Source organism: Serratia sp. KH_031, from assembly GCF_057839655.1.
The window spans coordinates 3,394,216-3,418,218 of record NZ_CM174496.1; the positions used below are offsets into that span (position 1 = coordinate 3,394,216).

Consider the following 24,003-nt stretch of genomic DNA (forward strand, 5'->3'; position numbering starts at 1 on the left):
GTAGTACGTGACCGGGGTAAACGCAGGCAGTCAACACAGATGCGGCTTCAAGTATGACGGATATAACGTCCTTCGCGGCTAATCGACACACTTTTCACCTGCGCATACAGCCATTGTCCCGGTCTGATCGCCAGTTCGTCACGCGCCCAAGGGCTGATCCGCGCCCACAAAATATTTTCGCCCACCGACAGTTTCACTTCGACCTGTCCGTCAACATCCAGCATTTCCAGTACGTTGGCCGGTAACACATTGCGGATACTACTATTCTGTGGGGGTTGCAGCACTAGCGAGACATCCGCCGCATTAATACGAATGCGCAGCGGCGCACCCAGCGGAGCATCAATACCACCGACCCATAAACGCTGATCGCCCAAACGCAGTGCAGTCATCGCGTAACGATCATGATGTTCGAGTACGCTGACGCGCAATACGCTGCTTTGATCCTCACGTTGCAACCAAGGGCGCAACGCGCTGCTGGCCCACACCTCTTCGAGACCGCCGAAAGCACGTACCTTGCCCTGATCCAACACCATCACCTGTTCGGCTAAACGCAGGATCTCGTCCATGCTGTGGCTAACGTAGAGGATCGGGATTTTGACGTCTTGCGCCAATCGCTCCAGATACGGCAGCAATTCACGTTTACGCGGTAAATCGAGCGAGGCGAGAGGTTCGTCCATCAACAGTAGTTCAGGTGCGGTGAGCAAGGCTCGACCAATCGCTACCCGTTGTTTTTCACCACCAGAGAGCGTCATCGGTAGGCGATTCAACAATGGTGCAATGCCTAACAACTCGACAATATTGTCGAACTGGCCTCGCATCTGCGCCGCCATGCCGTATTGCAAATTACCGCGCACTCGATAGTGTGGGAATAACCGCGCATCCTGAAATACATAGCCGATACGGCGTTTTTCCGGCGGTAAACGCAAGCCACTGGCGGTATCCAACAGCGGGCGGCCATTGAGAACAATTTTCCCCTGCTGCGGATGAGTCAAACCACCAATGGCATTAATTAAGGAGGTTTTACCGGCGCCCGAAAGACCAAAGATGGCGGTAATGCCTTGAGCAGGCAAATCGGCCTTTATCTCCAGATTGAGGTCACCCAGTTGCTGGCTAAAATCCAGTTCTAGCATTTATACCCCCATCCGGCGACGGCTCCAGCGAGCCAGCCATTCAGACAACATCAGTGAAGCCAATGACAGCACAATGGCGATAATGCATAACCGCGCCGCCGCAGCCTCCGCTCCGGGAGTTTCAATCAGGGTATATAGCGCCGAGGGAATGGTTCGCGTCTCGCCGGGAATATTGGAAACGAAGGTAATCGTAGCGCCAAACTCCCCTAACGAACGCGCAAATGCCAGCACTACGCCAACAATCACGCCGGGTAACGACAATGGTAAAGTGATGGTAAAAAATACTCGCCACGGGCTAGCCCCTAGAGTTCGAGCCGCTTGCTCCAAGCGAAGATCAACCGCTTCCAATGCCAAGCGAATCGCGCGCACCATCAACGGGAAGGCCATCACCGCCGCCGCCAATACCGCCCCGCGCCAACTAAAACTGAAACTGATACCAAACCAGTTATATAGCCATTCGCCAATGATGCCGCGTCGCCCCATGCCAATCAGCAACAGATACCCCACCACCACCGGCGGTAACACCAGTGGTAAGTGGATGATGCCATCTAACAAGGCTTTGCCTGGGAAATGGCAACGCACCAGCACCCATGCCAACAAGATGCCAAACGGCAAACTGCAAATTACTGCCAGACTTGAGACTCTTAAACTCAGCTCAACCGCCTGCCATTCGTACTCACTTAATATCATTTACGTGGGCTAAATCCGTATTTTTGGAAAATTGCGGCCGCTTCTGGGCTTCGCAAATAGGTATAGAAGGCGTTCACCGTCGGGCTATCATGGCCTTTCACGATGGCCATCGGGTATTCCACCGGTTTATGACTGTCTTCCGGGAAGATGGCAACTACTTTCACTTTATCGCTGGCTATCGCGTCTGAACCATAAACGATACCTAATGGAGCTTCGCCTCGTTCCACCAGCGCCATCGCCGAACGCACATTATTAGCCGGTGCCAATTTCGGCTCCAGCGTGGTCCAAGCCTTCAAATTTTGTAGCGCTTCTTTGGCATAGATCCCGGCAGGAACATGATCTGGATCACCAACCGCCAAACGCTCACCATTCAGCAGTTTCGTCCAATCGGTTTTATCATTGATCTTCACTTCGCCTTGCAGAGAGTCTTTAGCGGCGATCAACACTAGATCATTCCCCAACAAGGTATAGCGAGTATTTGGCACGATTTGTTGTTTACCAACGAGATAATCCATCCATTGCTGGTCGGCGGAGATAAACAGATCGGCCGGAGCCCCTTGCTCAATCTGCCGTGCCAAGGTCGATGACGAGGCGAATGAAGAAACCACCTGCACATCTTTGCCTGTTTGATACTGGGTAGCGATGTCTTGCAAAGCGTTAGTCAATGAAGCCGCAGCAAAAACGGTAATTTTCTCCGCCGCCGAAGCCTGCACGACCATGCCAGACGCCAATACCATGCCGCCAACCCATTTGATCCATTGCTGTTTCATGCCGTTCTCCACCGATTAAGGTTTATCGTTATATAAAAAATAATATAACGCGAGAGTAAAGCTTGTCATAGGTTTTATCGGCAAACTGAGGAATAACTTAAGAAATTTGAGAACCGCCGCCCAAAATGGTGAGCGGCGATTAAAGAAGGGATAAAACTAACTATGCTTTTCGTTGCTATGACCGATTTTGGAGAAGATGTTAAACACCTCTCCCAGACCGTAGATCAGACCAAGGATAACGGCCATCACGATCGGCACCATGACCACAGCGAATACCATACTTTTCAATAATTCCAACATGGAAGCCTCACATAACTACATGACACAAACTACATCACAAAATTGCGATATACGGTTACTGTAAACCAAAATGACGAAAATCACGCGGTTATTTTAAGGCCGAATTTGGATCGATAATCAGCGAAACGTGCTGATTTGGTTCTTTCAGACAAATCAGCGACAATGCGGTTTTACCGCCCCGACGAGACGCACTATGCAGGCTGAAATCCTTCTGACCCTTAAACTCCAGCAAAAACTGTTTGCCGATCCGCGTCGGATCGCCCTGCTTAAACAGGTGCAACATACTGGCTCAATTAGTCAAGGAGCCAAGCTGGCGGGCGTTAGCTATAAAAGCGCCTGGGATGCGATCAACGAAATGAACCAGTTGGCGGAACACACGGTGGTAGAGCGGGCAACCGGTGGCAAAGGCGGTGGTGGCGCACAACTCACTCATTATGGCCAACGTTTGATTCAGCTGTATGACCTGCTCGGCCAAATCCAGCAAAAAGCCTTTGATGTACTGCAACAGGAAGATTTGCCACTCGACAGTTTACTGGCCGCCATTTCCCGTTTCTCGTTGCAAACTAGCGCCCGTAATCAGTTTTTTGGCACCGTGATCGAACGTGATAATCATCAGGTACAACAACAGGTCAACATTCTACTGGCCGATGGTAAAACCCAATTGACGGCGGCGATTACCCAACAAAGTGCTGAGCGCTTACTGTTATCCCCCGGCAAAGAAGTGTTGGTGCTGATCAAAGCGCCGTGGGTCAAACTGAATACCGATCCAGCCTTGGCTGGCGCTGCCGACAACGCGCTAACCGGCGAAGTGATCAGTATTCAACCGGGCAATGAACATTGTGAAGTATTGGTACAACTGACCGGGGGCGAAACGCTGTGTGCCACTCTGACTAAGCAAGAGTTACAGCAGCTAAAACTGCGCCAAGGAAGCACAGTAAACGCCTTGTTCAACGCCGATCGCGTCATTATCGCCACATTGTGTTAAGTGCAACGTCACGTTGCATTTTTGTTGATTGACATCAGCCAACGATCCGCCTATTTCTAACGCCATAAGTTGCAAAAATAGGAATAGGTCATGTCGTCATTGCAAATTTCGCAAGGTTCATTTCGCTTAAGCGACACCCGTACGCTGACGCTGGATGCGTTGAAAATTCAGGCCGGCGATAGCTGGGCATTCGTCGGTGCCAATGGCAGCGGAAAATCGGCGCTGGCTCGTGCATTAGCGGACGAATTGGTGTTACTGCGCGGAGAGCGGAAGAGTGATTTTCCCCAGTTAGTACGAATCTCTTTTGAGCAGTTGCAAAAACTGGTTAGCGACGAATGGCAGCGTAACAACACCGATCTACTCAGTGCTGACGAAGATGATACCGGGCGCACAACCGCCGAGATTATTCAGGAAGAAGTGAAGGACCCGGCTCGCTGCCAATTATTAGCGCAGCAATTTGGCATCGCTGCCCTGCTCAACCGCCGTTTCAAATACCTTTCCACTGGTGAAACCCGCAAAACATTGCTGTGCCGAGCACTCATGTCACGACCTGAGCTATTAATCCTCGATGAACCGTTCGATGGATTAGATGTTCATTCACGCGCTCAACTGGCAGCCTTGCTGGCCGAGCTTTCCTTGCAAGGTTATACCTTGGTGTTGGTGCTCAACCGGTTTGATGAAATTCCTGATTTTGTTCAACAGGTTGGTGTGTTGGCCGATTGCACTCTGACCAGCGTCGGTGCGCGTGAGCAAGTCATGGCGGAAGCGCTAGTCGCACAATTGGCACACAGTGAAAATCTGGACAGCCTGACGTTGCCAGAAACGGAAGATCCCAATCAGAAAACCACATTGCCATCCACTCAACCCTTGATCCAATTGCGCGATGGCGTGGTGAGTTACAACGACAAACCGATCCTCAATCATCTCGACTGGCAGGTTAATCCGGGTGAGCACTGGCAGCTCGTCGGCCCCAACGGTGCGGGGAAATCAACCTTACTTAGTCTGGTTACCGGTGATCATCCACAAGGCTACAGTAATGATCTGACGCTGTTTGGTCGTCGTCGTGGTAGCGGGGAAACCATCTGGGACATCAAACGACATATCGGTTATGTCAGCAGCAGTCTGCATCTGGAATACCGCGTGAGTAGCAGTCTGCGTAACGTGATTACTTCTGGCTTCTTCGATTCTATCGGCATTTATCAGGCCGTATCCGATCGTCAACGCCAGTTAACCGATCAATGGCTAGCGCTGTTGGGAATGAGTGGCGCACAGGGTGAAGCCCCGTTCCACAGTCTCTCTTGGGGGCAACAGCGTTTAGCGCTGATCGCACGCGCACTGGTCAAACACCCGGCGCTGCTGATATTGGATGAACCACTACAAGGGTTGGACCCTCTTAACCGTCAGTTAGTGCGTCGCTTTGTCGATGTATTGATCGGCCAAGGTACGACTCAACTGCTGTTTGTTTCACACCATGCTGAAGATGCACCACAGTGCATAACCCATCGTTTGAGCTTTATTCCTGATGGCGATGGTTATCGCTACCAGCAAGAAAATCGATGACAAAAGTGTTCCGATAAATGCCAAAACATTTACGAGCTAAATAATTGGAGTGACATCAAGACAGCCAATAAACTCAGCCCCAGGAGCTGATAACCAGTAAGTTACTGGGGTAAGAAACACGGCTAACACCGATACAACTTCAAGTATTTCGGGGCTAGAAAGGCATTTAACGTATTTTACATACTGCGTTGACCTTCACTTGCATTTCCTTGTGCTACTATGCGCATTAGCACTCAACTCATTAATCATTAACACACCGATAAAGCAATGGTTGCCATTCGGTAACGAGTGTCGTGTATTACATTCAAGGGATATATGTTATGTGGGGCGTACTCGCAACTTCGTTGTTCTTTTTGCCATTTAACCGGACAATTGCTTGGTTAGCTTTGGCAGTATCAGTAGGAATGGGGATTTACCATCAAATACTGACACCACTAAGTCTGAGCTGTATGGTAGTGATCTTTGCCGCCGCATGGTTACGCCATCATTACCGTGAACAACGTAACGTGGCGCTCCCACTGGAACTGTTTCTGGTTGCCAGTTGCGTAGCTTTGTTCTACCACTTGCTGCCCGGTTTTAATAACCCACTCATGGTCAACCAAGCTAAGGCTGGCCCGCTAAGCTCTGCTTATTCGATGTATTACAATTTCGATAAGGCACTGTTACCGTTGATTTTGTTTGCCTGTATGCCTACGCTGTTCAACGCTGCAAAAGCAGATAAAACCGTGGGTAACACCGCTTGGGTAATACTAGTGCTGTGTATTCCAGCAGTATTACTGGTGGCGATGGCTCTCGGTGCTTTAAGAATTGAGCTGCATATGCCGGACTGGATCTTGGCATTTATACTGGCAAACTTTTTCTTTGTCGCAGTGGTGGAAGAAGCCCTCTTCCGTGGCTATCTGCAACAGCGTTTAAGCCAGAAGTTCGGCGCTTATCCCGCTTTAGTGATTGCCTCACTGCTGTTTGGCTTGGCACACTTACCTGCAGGGATGTTGATGGTGACCTTCGCTACACTGGCAGGGGTTATTTACGGTCTGGCTTGGATGTGGAGCGGCCGTCTTTGGATCCCCATCGCACTGCACTTCGCCTTAAACCTGCTGCATTTGCTGTTCTTTACCTATCCGCAGTATCAGCCAGCCTGATACTTCTTTCCCTGCCAGCGGACATTTACCACTGGCAGGGAAAATGAAAACGTTTACACAGTGCACCACTCTCTTCCTATTCTCTTTCTAGCATCATCTCATCGTTACCTTTTTATCTTATGATGTAAACGATTCCATTATTCGGCCTAGATCACCTTTTTGCTTGTGCAGCCATGCTATCTTTTGCCGCATTGTTATTCGTAATGCGCTAGCCAGCATTGATAATCCGAGGAGTGATAACGATTACATTGCGCTATGCCGGCATGATTAAGGAACCGCTATGACGGATTTTAACCCCATCGATCATCCACATCGCCGCTTTAACCCGTTGACCGGTCAGTGGATATTGGTATCCCCTCACCGCGCCAAACGACCTTGGCAGGGTCAGCAGGAAACCACCAGCCAAGAAACGCTGCCACAGCATGATCCAGACTGCTTCTTGTGCCCCGGCAATACGCGCGTGACTGGTGACAAAAACCCGGATTATCAAGGCACCTACGTCTTTACTAATGACTTTGCGGCGTTGATGAGTGATACCCCGCAAGCACCTGAAAGCGACGACCCGCTGATGCGTTGCCAAAGCGCACGTGGCACCAGTCGGGTGATCTGTTTTTCTCCAGACCATAGCAAAACGCTGCCACAACTTTCATTACCCGCTTTAGAGCAAGTCGTCGCCACTTGGCAGCAGCAAACCGCCGACTTAGGGCAAAGCTACCCGTGGGTTCAAGTTTTCGAGAACAAAGGCGCGGCGATGGGGTGTTCCAACCCGCATCCGCACGGTCAGGTGTGGGCCAACAGTTTCTTACCGAATGAAGTTGAGCGCGAAGATCGCCTGCAACACGACTACTTCACTCAACACCAATCGTCAATGTTAGTAGATTACGTACAACGTGAACTGGCCGACGGCCAACGCACGGTGGTAGAAACCGAGCACTGGTTAGCAGTGGTGCCTTACTGGGCGGCATGGCCGTTTGAAACGCTGCTGCTACCCAAAGCACCAGTGCAACGGCTGACCGAACTCAGTGCGGAACAGAGCCGCGATTTGGCGATTGCGTTGAAAAAACTCACTAGTCGTTACGACAACCTGTTCCAGTGTTCCTTCCCTTATTCAATGGGGTGGCATGGCGCGCCATTCAATGCAGCAGATAATCGCCATTGGCAGCTACATGCTCACTTCTATCCACCTCTACTGCGTTCCGCCACGGTACGTAAGTTTATGGTGGGCTACGAAATGCTGGCTGAGACCCAGCGTGACTTGACCGCAGAGCAGGCCGCAGAGCGCCTGCGTGCCGTCAGTGATATCCACTACCGTGAAGCGGGAGCCAAATAATGAATCTGAAAAAACATACTCAAGCCATTTTCACTCAATACTTTGGCTACGCGCCGACAATAACCATTCAGGCTCCGGGGCGCGTCAACCTGATTGGCGAACATACCGATTACAACGACGGTTTTGTTTTGCCCTGTGCTATCGATTACCAAACGGTAATTAGCTGTGCTAAACGTGACGATCGCCAGATTCGCGTGATCGCCGCCGACTACGACAATCAGCAAGATCAATTCTCACTGGATGCGCCAATCACCGCACAAGATCTGCAATGGGCCAACTATGTTCGTGGCGTCGTAAAGCATTTGCAAACTCGCAATAATGACTTCGGCGGTGCCGATTTAGTCATCAGCGGCAATGTGCCACAGGGGGCCGGTTTAAGCTCTTCTGCCTCGCTGGAAGTTGCAGTAGGGCAAGCGCTGCAAGCGTTGTACGATTTACCATTGGATGGCGTGGCACTGGCACTGAATGGGCAAGAAGCTGAAAACCAATTTGTCGGCTGTAATTGCGGCATTATGGATCAACTCATTTCCGCTCTTGGCAAACAAGACCACGCATTGCTGATCGATTGCCGCTCACTGGAAACTCAGGCCGTGTCGATGCCAGAAAACGTGGCAGTCGTGATTATCAACTCCAACGTCAAACGGGGTTTAGTCGACAGTGAATACAACACCCGTCGCCAGCAGTGCGAAGCCGCTGCACGCTTCTTTGACGTGAAGGCACTGCGTGATGTCAGTTTGCAGCAATTCCAAGCCCGTCAGCAAGAAATGGATAGCATGGTCGCCAAACGTGCACGTCATGTGATCAGCGAGAACGATCGCACCGAAACGGCAGCTAAAGCGTTAGCGGCTGGCGATTTACAACTCATGGGCAAACTGATGGCAGAATCTCACGCTTCAATGCGCGATTATTTTGAAATCACCGTGCCGCCGATCGACAAATTGGTCGAGATCGTCAAATCCGTGATTGGCGATCGTGGCGGTGTGCGCATGACCGGTGGGGGCTTTGGTGGCTGTATCGTGGCACTGATGCCACAAGAACTGGTTGAGAAAGTCCGCGCGACAGTCGCCCATGAATATCCGCTGCAAACCAACGGATTGACAGAAACCTTTTATGTCTGCAAAGCCTCTCAAGGAGCTGGCGTATGCTAACTGACGCTTGCGAATTAGCGCCTGATGGTCAGCCGTTTAACCTCGCCACGCTGCAAAATGCCAATGGTATGACAGTAACGGTGATGGATTGGGGCGCCACCTGGTTGTCGGCAGTACTGCCGCTTGATTCGGGTGAAAAACGTGAGCTGCTATTGGGATACCAAAAGCCTGTCGATTATCTGCGTCAGAGCGCCTATCTTGGCGCTACCGTTGGCAGATATGCCAACCGCATTGCCCATGCCAGCCTATTAGTTGACGGTAAGCCTCATGCGCTAAAGGCGAATCAGGGCGAACATCAATTGCACGGCGGGCCTGAAGGCTTCAACGCCCGCCGCTGGCAGATCATAAAACAGGATGCTCAGGAAATCTGTTATCAATTGCATTCCGAGGATGGCGATCAGGGTTTCCCCGGAAATCTGGACGTTCAAGCCACTTATCGGCTTAACGACCAAAATCAGTTGGAGATCAGCTATCAGGCACAGACCGATCGCGCCTGCCCGGTCAATTTGACCAACCATGCCTATTTCAATCTTGATGGTGCGGGGCATGACGCTCGTAAGCAGAAACTACAACTGTTTGCCGATCGCTATTTACCGGTCGATAGCGAAGGCATCCCGAATGCTGATTTGACCGAAGTTGCTGGCAGCGGCATGGATTTCCGTCAGCCAAAAACGCTGTTGCAGGATTTCCTGCACGATCGCGATCAACAACGGGTCAAAGGCTACGATCACGCTTATCTATTGCATAACACCTGCCACGCATTAGAAAGCCCGGCGGCACATCTGTGGTCAGCCGATGGCAAAATAAAACTGAGCGTCTATACCACCGCGCCAGCCTTGCAGCTCTACAGCGGCAATTATTTGGCCGGTACACCAGCGCGTGATGGCGGTAGTTATGCCAGTTACGCCGGTATCGCACTGGAAAGTGAGTTTCTACCAGACAGCCCACATCATCCGGAATGGCCACAGCCTGACTGCTGGCTACAGCCGGGGCAACACTACCAGAGCATCACTCGTTTTCAGTTTAATCCGATCTAGCCCGGGGGCCCCTTGCCACAAGGTGAGGGGCGCATTCGTTATAAATACTTACCTTTTCCCCGCAGACACTCACCTTTCTTTATGCCAAAGCGCGCACTAGAATCAATCTTGCGTGATAAACAGTTGTGTAACGTCACAATTTTCAATAGCTGAAGGAACACCTATGCGTCTGATTACTGCACTTCCATTACTGGCAGGTTTAATGCTGAGCACCAACCTGATGGCAGCCGAGACTGCGACCGCGGCAAAAACGCCCTCTCCGGCTCAAGCTGCACAACAAAAACGCATGACCGATTGTAATAAGCAGGCCAGCGACAAAACGCTGAAAGGTGCGGATCGTTCCACCTTTATGAGCACCTGTTTGAAAGCCGAAGGGACGCCAGCCGCTAAGGCACTGACGCCACAACAACAAAAGATGAAAGACTGTAACGCTGATGCCGCCAAAAAGAGTCTGAAAGGTGACGAGCGTAAAACCTTCATGAGTAGCTGCCTGAAAAAAGCCGCCTAATCTTACCGTTTCGTTCTAACCCCACGGCGTGATTGAATAAATCCCATTCACGCCGCATTTCCTATTCCGCTGTAGGCTGAACGATTCAGCTATTTCCACTGATAAGCTCTTACTTTGCTGCAAGAAATTGGCTATTGTTAAATACTATCGATTGCCGCAGCTTGCGTGGCTGCAATATAATGATTCTTATTATCGTTAAAATTAGGAGTTAAGCTATGGCTGTAACTAAGCTGGTTCTGGTGCGTCACGGCGAAAGCCAGTGGAACAACGAAAACCGTTTCACCGGTTGGTATGATGTTGATCTGTCCGATAAAGGCCGCACCGAAGCGAAAGCCGCAGGCAAGCTGTTGAAAGACGAAGGTTTCACCTTTGACTTTGCTTATACCTCCGTACTGAAACGCGCTATCCACACCCTGTGGGGCGTGCTGGATGAGTTGGACCAAGCTTGGCTGCCAGTCGAAAAATCCTGGAAGCTGAACGAACGTCATTACGGGGCGTTGCAAGGCCTGAACAAAGCCGAAACCGCGGAGAAATACGGCGACGAGCAAGTCAAGCAATGGCGTCGCGGCTTCGCAGTGACTCCGCCAGAGTTGGAAAAAACGGATGAGCGCTATCCTGGTCACGATCCACGTTACGCATCACTGACTGACAAAGAACTGCCAACCACTGAAAGCCTGGCGCTGACTATCGATCGCGTCATTCCTTACTGGGATGCCGAGATCCTGCCACGCATCAAAAGTGGTGAGAAAGTGATCATCGCGGCACACGGTAACTCTCTGCGTGCGCTGGTGAAATACTTGGATAACCTGAGTGAAGACGAAATTCTTGAACTGAACATCCCAACTGGCGTGCCGTTGGTGTATGAGTTCGACGAGAACTTCAAACCACTTAAACGTTACTACTTGGGCAATGCAGACGAGATCGCGGCTAAAGCGGCTGCGGTAGCCAATCAGGGTAAAGCGAAGTAATTTCGTTGCTGATATAAAAGAAAAACCCTCGGTTCACACACACCGAGGGTTTTTTATCTCCTTTAAAAGGAGATTAACCGCGACGCACTTTCACCGCTTTCGCCAAGTCACGCAGTACCGCTTCGGTATCAGCCCAGCCGATGCAAGCATCGGTCACGCTCTTGCCGTAAACCAACGGTTCGCCGCTTTCCAGATTCTGATTACCTTCCACCAGATGGCTTTCGATCATCACACCGATAATCGCTTTCTCGCCGCCGCCGATCTGTTTGCACACATCCGCCCCGACTTCCATCTGCTTCTTGTATTGTTTGCTGCTGTTCGCATGGCTGAAATCAATCATCACCTGAGCGGGCAGACCGGCTTTCACCAAGCCCTCTTTGACTTCTTTCACATGTGCCGCGCTGTAGTTCGGCTCTTTGCCGCCACGCAGAATGATGTGGCAATCACCGTTACCGCTAGTGTTAACGATCGCAGAATGCCCCCACTTAGTGACAGACAGGAAGCAGTGCGGTGCGCCTGCGGCATTGATAGCGTCGATCGCCACTTTAATGGTGCCGTCGGTGCCATTTTTGAAACCCACCGGGCAAGACAGGCCAGACGCCAACTCACGGTGTACTTGAGATTCCGTGGTACGCGCGCCGATCGCGCCCCAGCTCATCAGATCCGCCAAATATTGCGGGGTGATCATATCCAAAAACTCACCCGCCGCTGGCAAACCAATGTCGTTAATATCCAGCAGCAGTTTGCGTGCCAGACGCAAGCCGTCGTTAATCTGATAGCTGTTATCCATTTGCGGATCGTTAATCAGCCCTTTCCAACCCACCGTAGTACGCGGTTTTTCAAAATAAACGCGCATCACTACTTCCAGCTCACCGCTCAGTTCCTGACGCAGCGCCAGCAGCTTGTTCGCATACTCTTTGGCCGCTTTGGTATCGTGGATCGAGCAAGGGCCGATCACCACCAGCAAGCGATCATCATTGCCGCGCAGAATATTATGAATCGCGTTACGTGCCTGAGACACCGTATCTGCTGCCTTTTCAGTCGCTGGGAATTTTTCTAACAGCGCCACTGGCGGCAACAATTCCTTAATTTCTTTAATGCGTAAATCGTCGTTTTGATAACTCATAACTCTTCCATTTCGGTATCTAGAGGGGGATTTCGCAGTGCGCGGATTGATCCAATCTAGCTTGTGAGGGGAGCGCTGTAAATCACCTTAGCCCGCCTAAAGCCTAACCGGCATAGTTATCAGTAGATTGTGCTGTTTCATCGGGGAAGCACAGGAGCTCCTTTTTGGTTATGCTAGCTTCAGGATGAATCTATTAGAGCGAAGCAATGCCCTCACTACTGTTGATTGATGATCACCCGGTGATTCATGTCGCACTGGAAGCCGCGCTGTTCAAATCTGAACTCGACTATCGATTACATGCAGAACCGGATGCCACGCAGGCATATGCGTTGTTGGCGAACAACGCATTCGATCTGGTGGTGCTGGATATTGGTTTACCACAGGTGGATGGTTTGCAATTGCTGAAAAAGATTCGCCGCCACTATCCGTTGCAAAGCGTATTAATCTACAGCGCGCAGGAAGAAGAAGTTTATGCGCGTATGGCTTATGCCGCCGGCGCCAATGGTTTTGTACATAAAGGCGTACCGCTGGAACAATTGGTGTTAGCGATAGAAGCCTTGCTGACGGGAGAGAATCATTTCCCAACCATCGCATTGACTGAAGAAACCACGGTGAATGAGGGTGGTTTGCTGACCCCTAAAGAGCTACAGGTGTTAGGGATGCTCAGCAAGGGTTTATCCAATCTACAAATCGCCGAGTTGTTGAATATCAGCAATAAAACCGTCAGCACCCACAAAAAAAATATTCTGCGTAAAACCGGTGCCAATAACTTGTTGGAATTGGTGGCGGTATTTAAAGAGTTAACTTCCTGATGCAGCGCTACCTGTTGTTATTCGCATTGTTGTTTAGCCTGTGTGCTGCGGCGCAACCGGTGCGCTATCAATGGGTCAGCAATCTGAGTATCCCTAGCGACATGCTTCTCGCCAGCGAGAAAAATCCTTGGCGCGATCGTACCCTGCGCGTTGGCATCATCAGCGAAAATACTAGCCCGTATAACATCATTGTCGATGACGATCTCTATGGTTTGAACGTCGACTATCTCGGTTATATTCAGCAAGTCACGGGTATTCACTTCGAGATTTATGGTTTTGCCGATCTAGGGCAGCTCAAACAAGCGTTACGAACAGGGAAAGTCGATCTGCTGTACGGCATTCCGCAAAGTACAGCGCTGAGCGGATTAGCAACCTCTCAACCCTATTACGTGAGTAATCTGCGAGTATTGCGCGATCGCGGTAATAACCGCCCAGTGATGCTCAATTCCGCCGATGCCCGTGTTGTTATCAGCAATCTGAGTGATATGCAGGCCGGTAGCGCGCTGCAATCGGTGTCTTCCAAGATCCAGCGCTACGATAACGACTTGCAAGCGGTGTATGCGTTGCTCAATGGTAACAGTGACTATTTTATCGCCGATGAAGCCAGCGCCAGCTTCATCATCGGTCAATTGCAACTTAGCCAACTTTATCAGGTGGAAAGCGCAATGAATCTTGGCAACCTGTCGCTAGTTTTTGCCGCCACGGATGCCAAACTCATTGATATATTAAATACCGCCATTGCAAACACCCCGATGGAGTTAATGAACACGCTGCAAGGACGTTGGAGCAAAAAAGTTCCCAGCTATTTGGATACCGGCAATGCCGATCTCACACAGATGGAGAAAAGCTGGGTCGCCAGTCACCGTACATTGCGTTATGCCGCCATCGAAAATAATTTCCCACTGACCTATCGCAGCTCCGATGGCCAAGCACAGGGTTATTCCATTGATATTTTGGATATCATTGCGCAAAACACCGGGCTGCAATTTATCCCTGTTTGGGCGCGTAATGCCGAGCAAGCCGACCAACTGGTGCAATCAGGGCAAGCGAGTTTCCGTGCTGCCTTGCCATTAGCACGTGGCACCAAAGAACACTACCGCGCCAGCATGCCGATTCACCGCTCGCTATGGGGCGTTTATGTCGCCCAACACACCCGTAACGTCACCCGTTGGCAAAACCTGGCTGGCAAACGAATCGGTGTACTGCAGGGCGATCTAGCGCGAGAGTTAGTGCCTACCGGTGAAAATGTGATCCCCTTTGCCGATAGTAAACTGATGTTCGACGCCTTGGCTAACGGGCAATTAGATGCCTTGGTGGATAACGTGATTTCCGCTAATTTCGTGGCGCTGTCACGTTATTCAGGGGCGATAAAATTGGCCTTTGCGGCCAACAATATTGCTTATCCCATTACCTTTGGTGTGCGCCCCGATCAACCGATGTTACTGGCGATATTGGATAAAAATCTGATGCAGATCCCGCCAGAGACGTTGCAGTCGTTACGCGATGAATGGATTGCCCCTCGCAGCAACCTGATCGATGCGGTGAATGATAACCGCATGCCTGCTCAAGCGACTTGGCTACTGTCGTTGCTCGGCGCGGCGCTTTTATTGCTGCTGGTTTTAACTCTACGGCGCATGATCCTGCGTAAAAGGGAACGCCGCGAACGGCAGCAACTGGAGCAGGCGCGGCAACAAGCCGAGGCTGAGAACAGGATGAAAAGCAAATTTCTGGCCACAGTTAGCCATGAACTGCGTACCCCAATGCACGCCATTCTCGGTTTGCTCGAACTGGAGTTAAAACGCCAACCAACGCCAGAAGGGTTGCCGGTGATCTACAGTTCAGCATCTTCGTTGCTTAATTTACTCAACGACTTACAGGACTACAGCAAACTAGAAAGTGGCCCTTTGGAATTGATTGCAAAACCACTCGCGCTTTTCCCTTGGTTGGAGCACCTACGGGCGTTGTATCAACCGCTGATCGGCGAACGTGATGTCACTTTTGAAGTGACGGCTCTAGACAATTTACCCGAGGCGGTATTAATTGATGGTGAGCGTTTACTTCAGGTCGCTAATAATCTGATTAATAACGCGATTAAATTCACTCAACAAGGTGAGATTCGCGTGCAGATAGGTTGGCAGGAGCCGGGAGAATTACAGCTTATAGTGAGTGATAGCGGTTGTGGCATCGCGGCCGATGAACTAGATAAGTTATTCCAACCGTTCTACCGGGCGCGCGGCGCACAACGGGTGTCGGTGCAAGGGACTGGCCTCGGGCTCTCTATCTGCAAGGAAATCGTTGAGCAGATGGGCGGGAATATCGCACTGCAATCACGCCTTGGCATCGGCACGCAGGTTGATGTCAGAGTACCTGCGGCGCTAGCAATGCCAACTCTCGATGCTCGGCCAGCAACCCCACTCGATTTGCCTCCTGCGGCATTGCGCGTTGCACTGGTTGACGATCATCCCACCAACCTGTTGTTGATGGAGCGTCAGTTGCAGCATTTTGGTTTGCAGCCACAGAGCTTCGAACGAAGTTACGACTTACTACAAGCCCATCGACAAAGTTCCTTCGATATATTGTTTATCGATTACAACATGCCGCGACTCGATGGGCTGACGCTGGCGCGACTGATCCGCCGTGATGAGCAACGTCATCAGATTGCAGCCTGCAAAATCGTCCTATGTTCGGCAGACGTACAGGAGTTCACTCAAATCACACCAGAATTAGTCGCTATCGACCATTTTCTTACCAAACCAATAGCGTTGGCGACGATCGCTCAGGTACTGCAACTCAGTCGCCCACCGTTAGCCCTTACTGATTTGCAACCAACGCTACAGTCTATAGCTGACGATCCTGCCCTACGGCAACGACTCATCACCACCTTGCTCACTACCTTGCGTGCCGATCGACAAACACAGCAAGATGCCGTGAGCAACAACGACTGGGCTCTTCTTGGACAAACAACCCACCGCATCAAAGGTAGTCTGTTGATGTTGCAGCAAACAGAGGCCGCTCAGCGTTGCCAACTGCTCATTGACGGCAGCCATCGCGGAGAATTGGCGCGCGACGCCTATACTGAAATCAATAATCTGGTTGAGCAGTTATTCATTGAACTGGAAACCCTATTAGCCAACGACAGCACAGATAAAGGATAACGGATGTCAGAGCATCAACATTCACACCTACCGAAAGACAGCAATAGTAAGCGCCTGCTGACCGCTTTTTTAGTCACTGCGGTATTTATGGTTGCCGAGGTGGTCGGCGGCCTGATTTCTGGTTCACTGGCACTGTTAGCTGATGCCGGGCACATGCTCACCGATGCGGCGGCGTTATTGGTGGCTTTGATGGCGGTACATTTCTCGCAGCGCAAGCCGAATGCTCGCCATACCTTCGGTTATCTACGCCTGACCACGCTAGCTGCTTTCCTCAACGCCGCTGCGTTGTTGGTGATCGTGGTATTCATCCTGTGGGAGGCAATACGGCGTTTCTTCGAACCACAGCCGGTGATGGGCACCCCAATGCTGATTATCGCCATTGCGGGGCTGCTAGCTAACCTGTTCGCCTTTTGGCTATTGCATCGTGGCTCAGAAGAGAAAAATATCAACGTTCGCGCCGCCGCATTACATGTGATGGGCGATTTACTCGGTTCGGTTGGAGCCATTGCTGCCGCGATTATCATCCTATTAACTGGCTGGACACCTATCGACCCAATCCTTTCGGTGTTGGTATCTTGCTTAGTACTACGCAGTGCTTGGCGCTTATTGAAAGAAAGCTTCCACGAATTACTGGAAGGTACGCCGCAAGAAGTGAACATCGAAAAACTGCAAAAAGATCTGTGCTTGAATATTCCCGAAGTGCGCAATATTCACCATGTACATGTCTGGCAAATTGGCGACCAGAAACTGATGACGCTCCATGCACAGGTAATCCCACCCCGTGACCACGATGGCCTGTTACACCAGATCCAGGATTATCTGTTAGAACACTATAAGATAGGTCATGTAACCATTCAGATGGAATACCAGCATTGTGATACGCCAGATTGCGGCATCAATCGGGCGCCAGAGCCAAGTGAACACTCACATTTGGGACATCATCACTGATAGAACGGGCGCAGCAACAACCTGCGCCCTGAATATTATTGCGCGGTAGATAATGGTTTTGAATGGTTCTGTGCAGCGCTCTTGATCCAGAGCCAAGAACCGTTGAGGGCAATCAGCGTCAGGATCACGTATTCCAACGCCATCGCATAGACGCCCTGATAGGCAAAAATCGCCACGCTAATCACGTCGATCACCACCCACACCAGCCAGTTTTCGACGTATTTTCGCGTCATCAGAATCATCGCCACGATCGACAGCACCATCATAGTGGAATCCCAGAACGGGAAAGCATCTGGCTGCAATTCTGGCATCTGAACATTTAACCCCAGCGCTTGCATCACCGTCACCGCGATTTGCGTCAGGTAAGCGAATACACGATCGATGTTAAAGGTCATAAACGCAATGCCCAGCACACACACTGCGCCCCAGGCCAGCGCTTTCGGTAGTGACAACCAACGGATTTTCAGTTCAGCCTGATGATCCTGCGTCTGACGACTCCACGCGTACCAACCATAAATATTGGCGGCGAAAAAGAACAATTGCAGTAATAGGCTGGCATACAGTTGGATCTGGAAGAAAATCACCGCAAATAGCGTGACGTTGATCAGACCAAAAAGATAGTTGATGATTTTCTCTTTGCTGGCAAACCAGATGCACAGCAAACCGAAAATGGTGCCAATGGCTTCAATCCACGACAAATCATAACCGCCCGCACCCAGCGGGATATGCACCAATATGTTGCTGGTACTGAAAAAGTCCATCTTGTTATCCCTCTATTAAAGTGAGTTACGCGTTCCCTTTAACCTGCATTTTCAACTGAGCGGCAAAATCCAACATCCGATTCAGTGGTATCAACGCCTTCTCACGCAGCGCAGCCTCCACATGTATCTCATGCAGTGAACCGCCCTGCTCCAAACCTTCAGCAATCGCTTTCAGGCCGTTCATCGCCATCCACGGGCAATGTGCACAGCTACGGCAAGTGGCACCTTCGCCAGCAGTCGGCGCCTCAAACAGTTCTTTGTCCGGGCAGGCTTGTTGCATTTTATAGAAGATCCCACGGTCAGTGGCGACGATTAATTGCTGATTAGGTAAGTTTTTTGCCGCCTGAATCAATTGGCTGGTAGAACCTACCGCATCGGCCAAATCGACCACCGCCTGTGGCGACTCTGGATGCACCAGAATTGCTGCCTGCGGATACAACGCTTTCATGCGAGCTAGCGCTTGAGTCTTAAATTCATCATGGACGATACAAGCGCCCTGCCAGCACAATACATCTGCACCGCTCTGCTTTTGCACATAGTTACCCAAATGACGATCGGGTGCCCAAATGATCTTTTCACCCAGACTATCAAGATGTTCGATCAATTCCACAGCAATGCTGGATGTCACCACCCAATCCGCACGTGCTTTCACGGCCGCTGAAGTATTCGCGTAAACCACCACGGTGCGATCCGGGTGACTATCGCAAAAAGCATTGAACTCAGCTTCTGGGCAACCCAGATCCAGCGAACATTCTGCGTTTAACGTCGGCATTAGCACCTGTTTTTCAGGGCTGAGGATCTTGGCGGTTTCCCCCATAAAACGCACGCCAGCAACTAACAGTGTAGACGCCGGATGATTGCTACCAAAGCGCGCCATTTCCAACGAATCCGCCACACAACCACCGGTTTCTTCCGCCAGCGCCTGAATTTCAGGATCGGTGTAGTAATGCGCCACCATTACCGCGTCACGCTGCTTGAGTAGCGTTTTAATTTTCTCGCGGTAAAACGCCTTCTCTTCTTCATCCAAAGGCATCGGTTTGGGCGGGAACGGGTATACCGCTGCATTGATATCAAACATTTCGCTCATTGCTGCAATCTCTATGCTAGGCTGAGGATCTGCTGAACGCCTCTGCGCCCATTCCGTCACCCTAAGTTTTATATACTAAACAAAATACCTAACATTGAGTGAAAAGTCGCTGAAATTTTCGGTTTGATGGGTTATTTGTTTAATGGATGGAATATAGAGGGGAAAAAAGATCATAAAGAAAAGGGCAAAAGAAGTTAGCTCAAACGTGCAGTATGCAGTATTGAAGTTTGGGTATCGGTGCTGAGGTATTTGCAAGAGTGGTGGGTCGTGCAGGATTGATTCGGCTTCGCCTCACCCTCCGGGCAACGCTACGCGTTGTCGTCTCGCTTCGCTCGGCTCGTGCAATATGCAGTATTGAAGTTTAGGTATCGGTGCTGAGGTATTTGCAAGAGTGGTGGGTCGTGCAGGATTGATTCGGCTTCGCCTCACCCTTCGGGCCACGCTGCGCGTTGTCGTCTCGCTGCGCTCGGCTCGAACCTGAACGCAGCTTCTCACCTACACGACTCGTGCAATATGCAGTATTGAAGTTTAGGTATCGGTGCTGAGGTATTTGCAAGAGTGGTGGGTCGTGCAGGATTCGAACCTGCGACCAATTGATTAAAAGTCAACTGCTCTACCAACTGAGCTAACGACCCACTGATGTGGCTTACTGCGATTACTTTATGAAGTGGTGGGTCGTGCAGGATTGATTCGGCTGCGCGTTGTCGTCTCGCTACGCTCGGCTCGAACCTTTTACGGTTCTCATCCTTTACGATTCCACTCTTTACCAATTCATTGAGAATTGGTGGGTCGTGCAGGATTCGAACCTGCGACCAATTGATTAAAAGTCAACTGCTCTACCAACTGAGCTAACGACCCACTGACGTGGTTTACTGCAATTACTTCATTAAGTGGTATCGTGCAGGATTGATTCGGCTTCGCCTCACCCTTCGGGCAACGCTGCGCGTTGTCGTCTCGCTGCGCTCGGCTCGAACCTTTTACAGTTCTCATCCTTTACGATTCCACTCTTTACCAATTCATTGAGAATTGGTGGGTCGTGCAGGATTCGAACCTGCGACCAATTGATTAAAAGTCAACTGCTCTACCAACTGAGCTAACGACCCACTGATGTGGTTTACTGCAATTACTTCATTAAGTGGTGGGTCGTGCAGGATTGATTCGGCTTCGCCTCACCCTTCGGGCAACGCTGCGCGTTGTCGTCTCGCTGCGCTCGGCTCGAACCTTTTACGGTTCTCATCCTTTACGATTCCACTCTTAACCAACTCATTGAGAATTGGTGGGTCGTGCAGGATTCGAACCTGCGACCAATTGATTAAAAGTCAACTGCTCTACCAACTGAGCTAACGACCCATGCAGTGGTGGGTGATGACGGGCTCGAACCGCCGACCCCCTCCGTGTAAAGGAGATGCTCTACCAACTGAGCTAATCACCCACTAGCGTGGTTACTGCAACTACTTTTGGAAATCAGTGAAAGCAGGATTGACTCGGCTTCGCCTCACCCTTCGGGCAACGCTGACGCGTTGTCGTCTCGCTTCGCTCGGCTCGAACCTGCGACCAATTGATTAAAAGTCAACTGCTCTACCAACTGAGCTAACGACCCAATTTCCTTGCTGCTTTAACATCTTGCAAGATGTCTTGGCAACGGCGGCATATATTACTAATTTATCATGGCAGCGCAACCTAAATTTTGGAACTATAGGTTTAACTGCTTGTTCTTCACGCGAACAAGCCCAGATATCAGCCAAATCGACTAACTTCTGGGCTTGATTCAGTCTTACTTAACCACCGACTTGTTTCTTTGCCTGTTTGGCAGCGTCGCTAGTTGGATACTGCTTAATCACCTGTTGGAACACGGCATTAGCTTTATCAGCCTGCCCTTTTTCCTTCATGATGATGCCGACCTTGTACATCGCGTCAGGTGCTTTTGGCGATTTCGCGTAATTTTTCACCACTACGGCATAATAGTAAGCTGCATCATCCTTCTTGCCTTTGTTGTAAAACAACTGCCCCAACCAATAGTTGGCGTTAGGCTGGTAAGTGGATTTGGGATACTGTTTTACGAAAGCCTGAAAAGCACTGATCGCCTGATCGTACTGTTTCTTTTCCAGCGCCAATGACACAGCGGCGTTATAGTCGCTGTTCTCATCGCCGGTACTCGCCGGGGCGGCAGAAGCTGCAGGCCCGCTCGCAGCGCTATCGGTAGATGCAGCCGCGGCTGCTCCACCAGCAGCACCCGCCGCAGCCTGAGCACCACCTTGGCTAAGGCTATCCATCTGTTGATAGATTTGCTTTTGGCGTTCGACCACCTGGTTCAACTGATACTGACTCTCCTGGAGTTGCCCACGGAGAGAATCAATATCACGTTGGTTATCAGCGGCCTGTTGCTGGAGTTGGTTTAAAAGCTGGCTCTGAGCATTAGCGATACGCTCAAGAGTGGTGACACGGTCTTCGACCGAGCCGGAGCCGACATTACTGATTGGCGCTTGGGCAGTAGCGACCCATGGAGCCGCTACGCCAACCAGTAACGACAGACCCAACAAGTGACGTCTGAAGTTACTGTTCATGCGATTCTCTTAGTAAACCAGAACGGCACGACGGTTTTTAGCATAAGCTGCTTCGTCGTGGCCCAGAACTGCTGGTTTTTCTTTACCGTAAGAAACGATAGAGATTTGGTCAGCGGAAACGCCTTTACCTTGCAGGTACATTTTCACTGCGTTAGCACGACGCTCGCCCAGAGCGATGTTGTATTCTGGCGTGCCGCGCTCATCCGCATGACCTTCAACAGTCACTTTGTAGGATGGGTTGTTACGCAGGAAGGCAGCGTGCGCGTCCAGCATCTGAGCAAACTCAGAGCTCACGTCATACTTGTCCAGACCGAAGTAAACAATGTTGTTACGTTGCAGTTCTTGCATCTGCAGACGCGCTTGCTCTTCAGAAGACAGGTTGCTGCTGCCGCTTTCTGTACCAGTGCCAGCGCCGACCCCAGATTGGTCATTGTTAGCGCTTTTGTTAGAACTACAAGCTGCTACAGCCAGGACTGGCAGTGCCAGCAGAAGCCCTTTCAGCACTTTGTTCAGTTGCATTTCTTTGATCCTTTTATAGTTTGCCATACATATTTACACATGCATCACAGATACGGCGACCAGGCAGGGAATTTAACCTGTCCATCAGTTGCCGGAAGACGCGCTTTGAAGCGCCCATCAGTCGATACCAATTGCAGCACAGAGCCCATACCTTGCGTGGAGCTATAGATCACCATGGTGCCGTTTGGTGCGATACTAGGCGTTTCGTCTAGGAACGTGTCCGTCAAAGTTTGAACGGCGTTCGATCCAAGATCTTGTTTGGCGATGTGCTGAACTCCATTGTTGGAGGCCACCATCACCAAGAATTTACCATCAGCACTCACTTCGGAGTCCTGATTTTGTGAACCTTCCCACGTCAGACGCTGCGCTGTACCACCGCTGGCGCTAATTTTGTAAATCTGTGGGCGACCGCCCTGATCGGAGGTAAACGCCAGATACTGGCTGTCCGGGAACCAGGTAGGTTCGGTATTGTTGCTGCGACCATCGGTGATTTGCGTGATTTGACCAGAAGCCAAATTCATCACGTTCAACTGCAAGCTACCGGTTTTCGACAGAGCGAAAGCCAGTTTTGTGCCATCAGGTGAGAACGCGGGAGCACCGTTGTGACGCGGGAACGAAGCCACCTGACGAATAGCACCGTTGGACAGCGTTTGGATAACCAGCGCTGAACGACCGCTTTCGAAGGTCACGTAAGCCACTTTGCTGCCATCCGGCGACCAAGCTGGAGACATCAACGGCTCTGGTGAACGGTGAACCACGAACTGGTTGTAACCGTCGTAATCCGCTACGCGCAGCTCATACGGGAATTTCCCGCCGTTGGTCTGCACCACGTAAGCGATACGAGTACGGAACGCACCTTTAATACCGGTCAGCTTCTCAAACACTTCGTCACTGGCGGTATGAGCAGAATAACGTAACCATTGCTTGGTCACTTTATACTGGTTTTGCGCCAATACAGTGCCTGGCGAACCCGAAGTATCAACCAGTTGGTAAGAGATCAGATAGCTGCCGTCTGCGCCCGGTTGAACCTGGCCGACGACAACAGCGTCGATGCCCAATGCAGTCCAAGCCGCTGGCGTCACTTCTGATGCCGTGGTTGGTTGCTGTGGCATACGTGCCGCGTCAATTGGGTTGAATTTGCCGCTGTTACGCAAGTCAGCAGAGACAATCTTGCCAATATCTTCTGGAGGCGTGCCTGGGCCTGCCCATTTAAACGGAACTACACCAATAGGACGCGCGGAGTCGACCCCTTGGGTGATTTCAATGCGAACTTCCGCGTGCAACACGGAGGCCCACAGTATTAGAAAACCTAGCGCTACTCGAAATGCCTGCTTCATCTCATCTCCCTTACCCAGGCGGAATGCCTGCGATAAATTAGCAGAATTTTAACAAACCAACGCAAACAAAACTACATATCCCTGTTGGTTACGGTGGGTAAAGACCGACTTGGTCATCACCCGTTC

21 protein-coding genes, 6 tRNA genes and 3 other RNA genes are annotated in these 24,003 nt (G+C 50.8%); 11 read left to right on the plus strand and 19 right to left on the minus strand.

Annotated elements, in window-relative coordinates; genetic code table 11:
- Positions 1–47 precede the first annotated feature (47 nt).
- The 4 genes from modC to AC3ISQ_RS15390 all read right to left on the minus strand — a co-directional run bounded on the left by modC (position 48) and on the right by AC3ISQ_RS15390 (position 2,890).
- Positions 48–1,130 (minus strand): molybdenum ABC transporter ATP-binding protein ModC, encoded by a 1,083-nt coding sequence (modC, locus tag AC3ISQ_RS15375; protein ID WP_489347879.1) that lies wholly within the window; start codon positions 1,128–1,130, stop codon positions 48–50.
- Positions 1,131–1,820, minus strand: coding sequence for a molybdate ABC transporter permease subunit (gene modB / locus AC3ISQ_RS15380; protein ID WP_489347881.1), 690 nt, complete (start codon positions 1,818–1,820; stop codon positions 1,131–1,133).
- Entirely contained in the window at positions 1,817–2,590 is a 774-nt protein-coding gene (gene modA, locus AC3ISQ_RS15385; protein ID WP_489347883.1) for a molybdate ABC transporter substrate-binding protein, read from the minus strand. The genes modB and modA overlap by 4 nt, the downstream gene beginning before the upstream one ends.
- 156 nt (positions 2,591–2,746) lie before the next feature.
- Positions 2,747–2,890, minus strand: coding sequence for an AcrZ family multidrug efflux pump-associated protein (locus AC3ISQ_RS15390; protein ID WP_489347885.1), 144 nt, complete (start codon positions 2,888–2,890; stop codon positions 2,747–2,749).
- A 193-nt stretch (positions 2,891–3,083) separates the two neighbouring features.
- Here AC3ISQ_RS15390 and modE point away from each other — a divergent pair, with 193 nt between their 5' ends.
- The 8 genes from modE to gpmA all read left to right on the plus strand — a co-directional run bounded on the left by modE (position 3,084) and on the right by gpmA (position 11,568).
- Positions 3,084–3,875, plus strand: coding sequence for a molybdenum-dependent transcriptional regulator (gene modE / locus AC3ISQ_RS15395; RefSeq protein ID WP_489347887.1), 792 nt, complete (start codon positions 3,084–3,086; stop codon positions 3,873–3,875).
- A 90-nt stretch (positions 3,876–3,965) separates the two neighbouring features.
- Complete coding sequence (gene modF / locus AC3ISQ_RS15400) at positions 3,966–5,435, plus strand: molybdate ABC transporter ATP-binding protein ModF (RefSeq protein WP_489347888.1); 1,470 nt, start codon at positions 3,966–3,968, stop codon at positions 5,433–5,435.
- Between the two features lie 320 nt (positions 5,436–5,755).
- Complete coding sequence (locus AC3ISQ_RS15405; RefSeq protein ID WP_489347890.1) at positions 5,756–6,577, plus strand: CPBP family intramembrane glutamic endopeptidase; 822 nt, start codon at positions 5,756–5,758, stop codon at positions 6,575–6,577.
- A 280-nt stretch (positions 6,578–6,857) separates the two neighbouring features.
- A complete protein-coding gene (galT, locus tag AC3ISQ_RS15410; RefSeq protein ID WP_489347892.1) occupies positions 6,858–7,907 on the plus strand; it encodes a galactose-1-phosphate uridylyltransferase in 1,050 nt (349 codons plus the stop codon).
- Positions 7,907–9,055: a galactokinase gene (gene galK, locus AC3ISQ_RS15415; protein ID WP_489347894.1), complete on the plus strand. Its 1,149-nt coding sequence runs from the start codon at positions 7,907–7,909 to the stop codon at positions 9,053–9,055. Before galT ends, galK begins: the two co-directional genes overlap by 1 nt.
- Positions 9,049–10,092 (plus strand): galactose-1-epimerase, encoded by a 1,044-nt coding sequence (galM, locus tag AC3ISQ_RS15420; protein WP_489347896.1) that lies wholly within the window; start codon positions 9,049–9,051, stop codon positions 10,090–10,092. Before galK ends, galM begins: the two co-directional genes overlap by 7 nt.
- Positions 10,093–10,255: 163 nt before the next feature.
- Positions 10,256–10,600 carry a PsiF family protein gene (locus AC3ISQ_RS15425; RefSeq protein ID WP_489347898.1) on the plus strand — a complete coding sequence of 115 codons (345 nt, stop codon included), beginning with the start codon at positions 10,256–10,258 and terminating at the stop codon, positions 10,598–10,600.
- 215 nt (positions 10,601–10,815) lie between these two features.
- A complete protein-coding gene (gene gpmA / locus AC3ISQ_RS15430) occupies positions 10,816–11,568 on the plus strand; it encodes a 2,3-diphosphoglycerate-dependent phosphoglycerate mutase (protein ID WP_489347900.1) in 753 nt (250 codons plus the stop codon).
- A gap of 73 nt (positions 11,569–11,641) precedes the next feature.
- Here the strand turns inward: gpmA and aroG are convergent, their stop codons facing one another.
- Complete coding sequence (gene aroG / locus AC3ISQ_RS15435; protein ID WP_489347902.1) at positions 11,642–12,694, minus strand: 3-deoxy-7-phosphoheptulonate synthase AroG; 1,053 nt, start codon at positions 12,692–12,694, stop codon at positions 11,642–11,644.
- Between the two features lie 206 nt (positions 12,695–12,900).
- Between aroG and AC3ISQ_RS15440 the strand changes: the two genes are divergently transcribed.
- Genes AC3ISQ_RS15440 through zitB form a run of 3 tightly spaced genes read left to right on the plus strand, consistent with a single transcriptional unit; the run spans position 12,901 to position 17,609 of the window.
- Complete coding sequence (locus AC3ISQ_RS15440) at positions 12,901–13,506, plus strand: response regulator (RefSeq protein ID WP_489347904.1); 606 nt, start codon at positions 12,901–12,903, stop codon at positions 13,504–13,506.
- Positions 13,503–16,661, plus strand: a complete 3,159-nt coding sequence (locus tag AC3ISQ_RS15445) for an ATP-binding protein (protein WP_489353321.1) — start codon at positions 13,503–13,505, stop codon at positions 16,659–16,661. The genes AC3ISQ_RS15440 and AC3ISQ_RS15445 overlap by 4 nt, the downstream gene beginning before the upstream one ends.
- Before the next feature lie 3 nt (positions 16,662–16,664).
- Positions 16,665–17,609, plus strand: a complete 945-nt coding sequence (gene zitB / locus AC3ISQ_RS15450) for a CDF family zinc transporter ZitB (protein ID WP_489347906.1) — start codon at positions 16,665–16,667, stop codon at positions 17,607–17,609.
- A 35-nt stretch (positions 17,610–17,644) separates the two neighbouring features.
- Here zitB and pnuC read toward each other — a convergent pair whose 3' ends face one another.
- From pnuC to tolB, 14 genes are all read right to left on the minus strand, one after another.
- On the minus strand, positions 17,645–18,370 hold the full coding sequence (gene pnuC / locus AC3ISQ_RS15455; RefSeq protein ID WP_489347908.1) for a nicotinamide riboside transporter PnuC: 726 nt from the start codon (positions 18,368–18,370) through the stop codon (positions 17,645–17,647).
- 25 nt (positions 18,371–18,395) lie between these two features.
- Positions 18,396–19,457, minus strand: coding sequence for a quinolinate synthase NadA (nadA, locus tag AC3ISQ_RS15460; RefSeq protein WP_489347910.1), 1,062 nt, complete (start codon positions 19,455–19,457; stop codon positions 18,396–18,398).
- A gap of 392 nt (positions 19,458–19,849) precedes the next feature.
- Positions 19,850–19,972, minus strand: a non-coding RNA gene (locus AC3ISQ_RS15465) — RtT sRNA.
- A gap of 44 nt (positions 19,973–20,016) precedes the next feature.
- Positions 20,017–20,092 (minus strand) — tRNA-Lys (locus tag AC3ISQ_RS15470).
- A gap of 147 nt (positions 20,093–20,239) precedes the next feature.
- Positions 20,240–20,315, minus strand: a tRNA-Lys gene (locus AC3ISQ_RS15475).
- Between the two features lie 33 nt (positions 20,316–20,348).
- Positions 20,349–20,468: non-coding RNA, RtT sRNA (locus tag AC3ISQ_RS15480), on the minus strand.
- A 16-nt stretch (positions 20,469–20,484) separates the two neighbouring features.
- Positions 20,485–20,560, minus strand: a tRNA-Lys gene (locus tag AC3ISQ_RS15485).
- A 33-nt stretch (positions 20,561–20,593) separates the two neighbouring features.
- Positions 20,594–20,715, minus strand: a non-coding RNA gene (locus AC3ISQ_RS15490) — RtT sRNA.
- 16 nt (positions 20,716–20,731) lie between these two features.
- Positions 20,732–20,807: transfer RNA gene (locus AC3ISQ_RS15495), tRNA-Lys, on the minus strand.
- Between the two features lie 6 nt (positions 20,808–20,813).
- Positions 20,814–20,889 (minus strand) — tRNA-Val (locus tag AC3ISQ_RS15500).
- 95 nt (positions 20,890–20,984) lie between these two features.
- A tRNA-Lys gene (locus AC3ISQ_RS15505) sits at positions 20,985–21,054 on the minus strand.
- A gap of 181 nt (positions 21,055–21,235) precedes the next feature.
- On the minus strand, positions 21,236–22,021 hold the full coding sequence (gene cpoB / locus AC3ISQ_RS15510) for a cell division protein CpoB (RefSeq protein ID WP_489347912.1): 786 nt from the start codon (positions 22,019–22,021) through the stop codon (positions 21,236–21,238).
- 9 nt (positions 22,022–22,030) lie between these two features.
- Positions 22,031–22,540: a peptidoglycan-associated lipoprotein Pal gene (gene pal, locus AC3ISQ_RS15515; RefSeq protein WP_489347914.1), complete on the minus strand. Its 510-nt coding sequence runs from the start codon at positions 22,538–22,540 to the stop codon at positions 22,031–22,033.
- Positions 22,541–22,584: 44 nt separating this feature from the next.
- Positions 22,585–23,877: a Tol-Pal system beta propeller repeat protein TolB gene (gene tolB / locus AC3ISQ_RS15520; RefSeq protein WP_489347916.1), complete on the minus strand. Its 1,293-nt coding sequence runs from the start codon at positions 23,875–23,877 to the stop codon at positions 22,585–22,587.
- Positions 23,878–24,003 lie beyond the last annotated feature (126 nt).

What these genes read in the sequence shown, in the direction of transcription:
- modC (WP_489347879.1), bottom strand. Translation starts at nt 1,130, where the DNA reads ATGCTAGAACTGGATTTTAGCCAGCAACTGGGTGACCTCAATCTGGAG.
- modB (WP_489347881.1), bottom strand. Translation starts at nt 1,820, where the DNA reads ATGATATTAAGTGAGTACGAATGGCAGGCGGTTGAGCTGAGTTTAAGA.
- modA (WP_489347883.1), bottom strand. Translation starts at nt 2,590, where the DNA reads ATGAAACAGCAATGGATCAAATGGGTTGGCGGCATGGTATTGGCGTCT.
- AC3ISQ_RS15390 (WP_489347885.1), bottom strand. Translation starts at nt 2,890, where the DNA reads ATGTTGGAATTATTGAAAAGTATGGTATTCGCTGTGGTCATGGTGCCG.
- modE (WP_489347887.1), top strand. Translation starts at nt 3,084, where the DNA reads ATGCAGGCTGAAATCCTTCTGACCCTTAAACTCCAGCAAAAACTGTTT.
- modF (WP_489347888.1), top strand. Translation starts at nt 3,966, where the DNA reads ATGTCGTCATTGCAAATTTCGCAAGGTTCATTTCGCTTAAGCGACACC.
- AC3ISQ_RS15405 (WP_489347890.1), top strand. Translation starts at nt 5,756, where the DNA reads ATGTGGGGCGTACTCGCAACTTCGTTGTTCTTTTTGCCATTTAACCGG.
- galT (WP_489347892.1), top strand. Translation starts at nt 6,858, where the DNA reads ATGACGGATTTTAACCCCATCGATCATCCACATCGCCGCTTTAACCCG.
- galK (WP_489347894.1), top strand. Translation starts at nt 7,907, where the DNA reads ATGAATCTGAAAAAACATACTCAAGCCATTTTCACTCAATACTTTGGC.
- galM (WP_489347896.1), top strand. Translation starts at nt 9,049, where the DNA reads ATGCTAACTGACGCTTGCGAATTAGCGCCTGATGGTCAGCCGTTTAAC.
- AC3ISQ_RS15425 (WP_489347898.1), top strand. Translation starts at nt 10,256, where the DNA reads ATGCGTCTGATTACTGCACTTCCATTACTGGCAGGTTTAATGCTGAGC.
- gpmA (WP_489347900.1), top strand. Translation starts at nt 10,816, where the DNA reads ATGGCTGTAACTAAGCTGGTTCTGGTGCGTCACGGCGAAAGCCAGTGG.
- aroG (WP_489347902.1), bottom strand. Translation starts at nt 12,694, where the DNA reads ATGAGTTATCAAAACGACGATTTACGCATTAAAGAAATTAAGGAATTG.
- AC3ISQ_RS15440 (WP_489347904.1), top strand. Translation starts at nt 12,901, where the DNA reads ATGCCCTCACTACTGTTGATTGATGATCACCCGGTGATTCATGTCGCA.
- zitB (WP_489347906.1), top strand. Translation starts at nt 16,665, where the DNA reads ATGTCAGAGCATCAACATTCACACCTACCGAAAGACAGCAATAGTAAG.
- pnuC (WP_489347908.1), bottom strand. Translation starts at nt 18,370, where the DNA reads ATGGACTTTTTCAGTACCAGCAACATATTGGTGCATATCCCGCTGGGT.
- nadA (WP_489347910.1), bottom strand. Translation starts at nt 19,457, where the DNA reads ATGAGCGAAATGTTTGATATCAATGCAGCGGTATACCCGTTCCCGCCC.
- cpoB (WP_489347912.1), bottom strand. Translation starts at nt 22,021, where the DNA reads ATGAACAGTAACTTCAGACGTCACTTGTTGGGTCTGTCGTTACTGGTT.
- pal (WP_489347914.1), bottom strand. Translation starts at nt 22,540, where the DNA reads ATGCAACTGAACAAAGTGCTGAAAGGGCTTCTGCTGGCACTGCCAGTC.
- tolB (WP_489347916.1), bottom strand. Translation starts at nt 23,877, where the DNA reads ATGAAGCAGGCATTTCGAGTAGCGCTAGGTTTTCTAATACTGTGGGCC.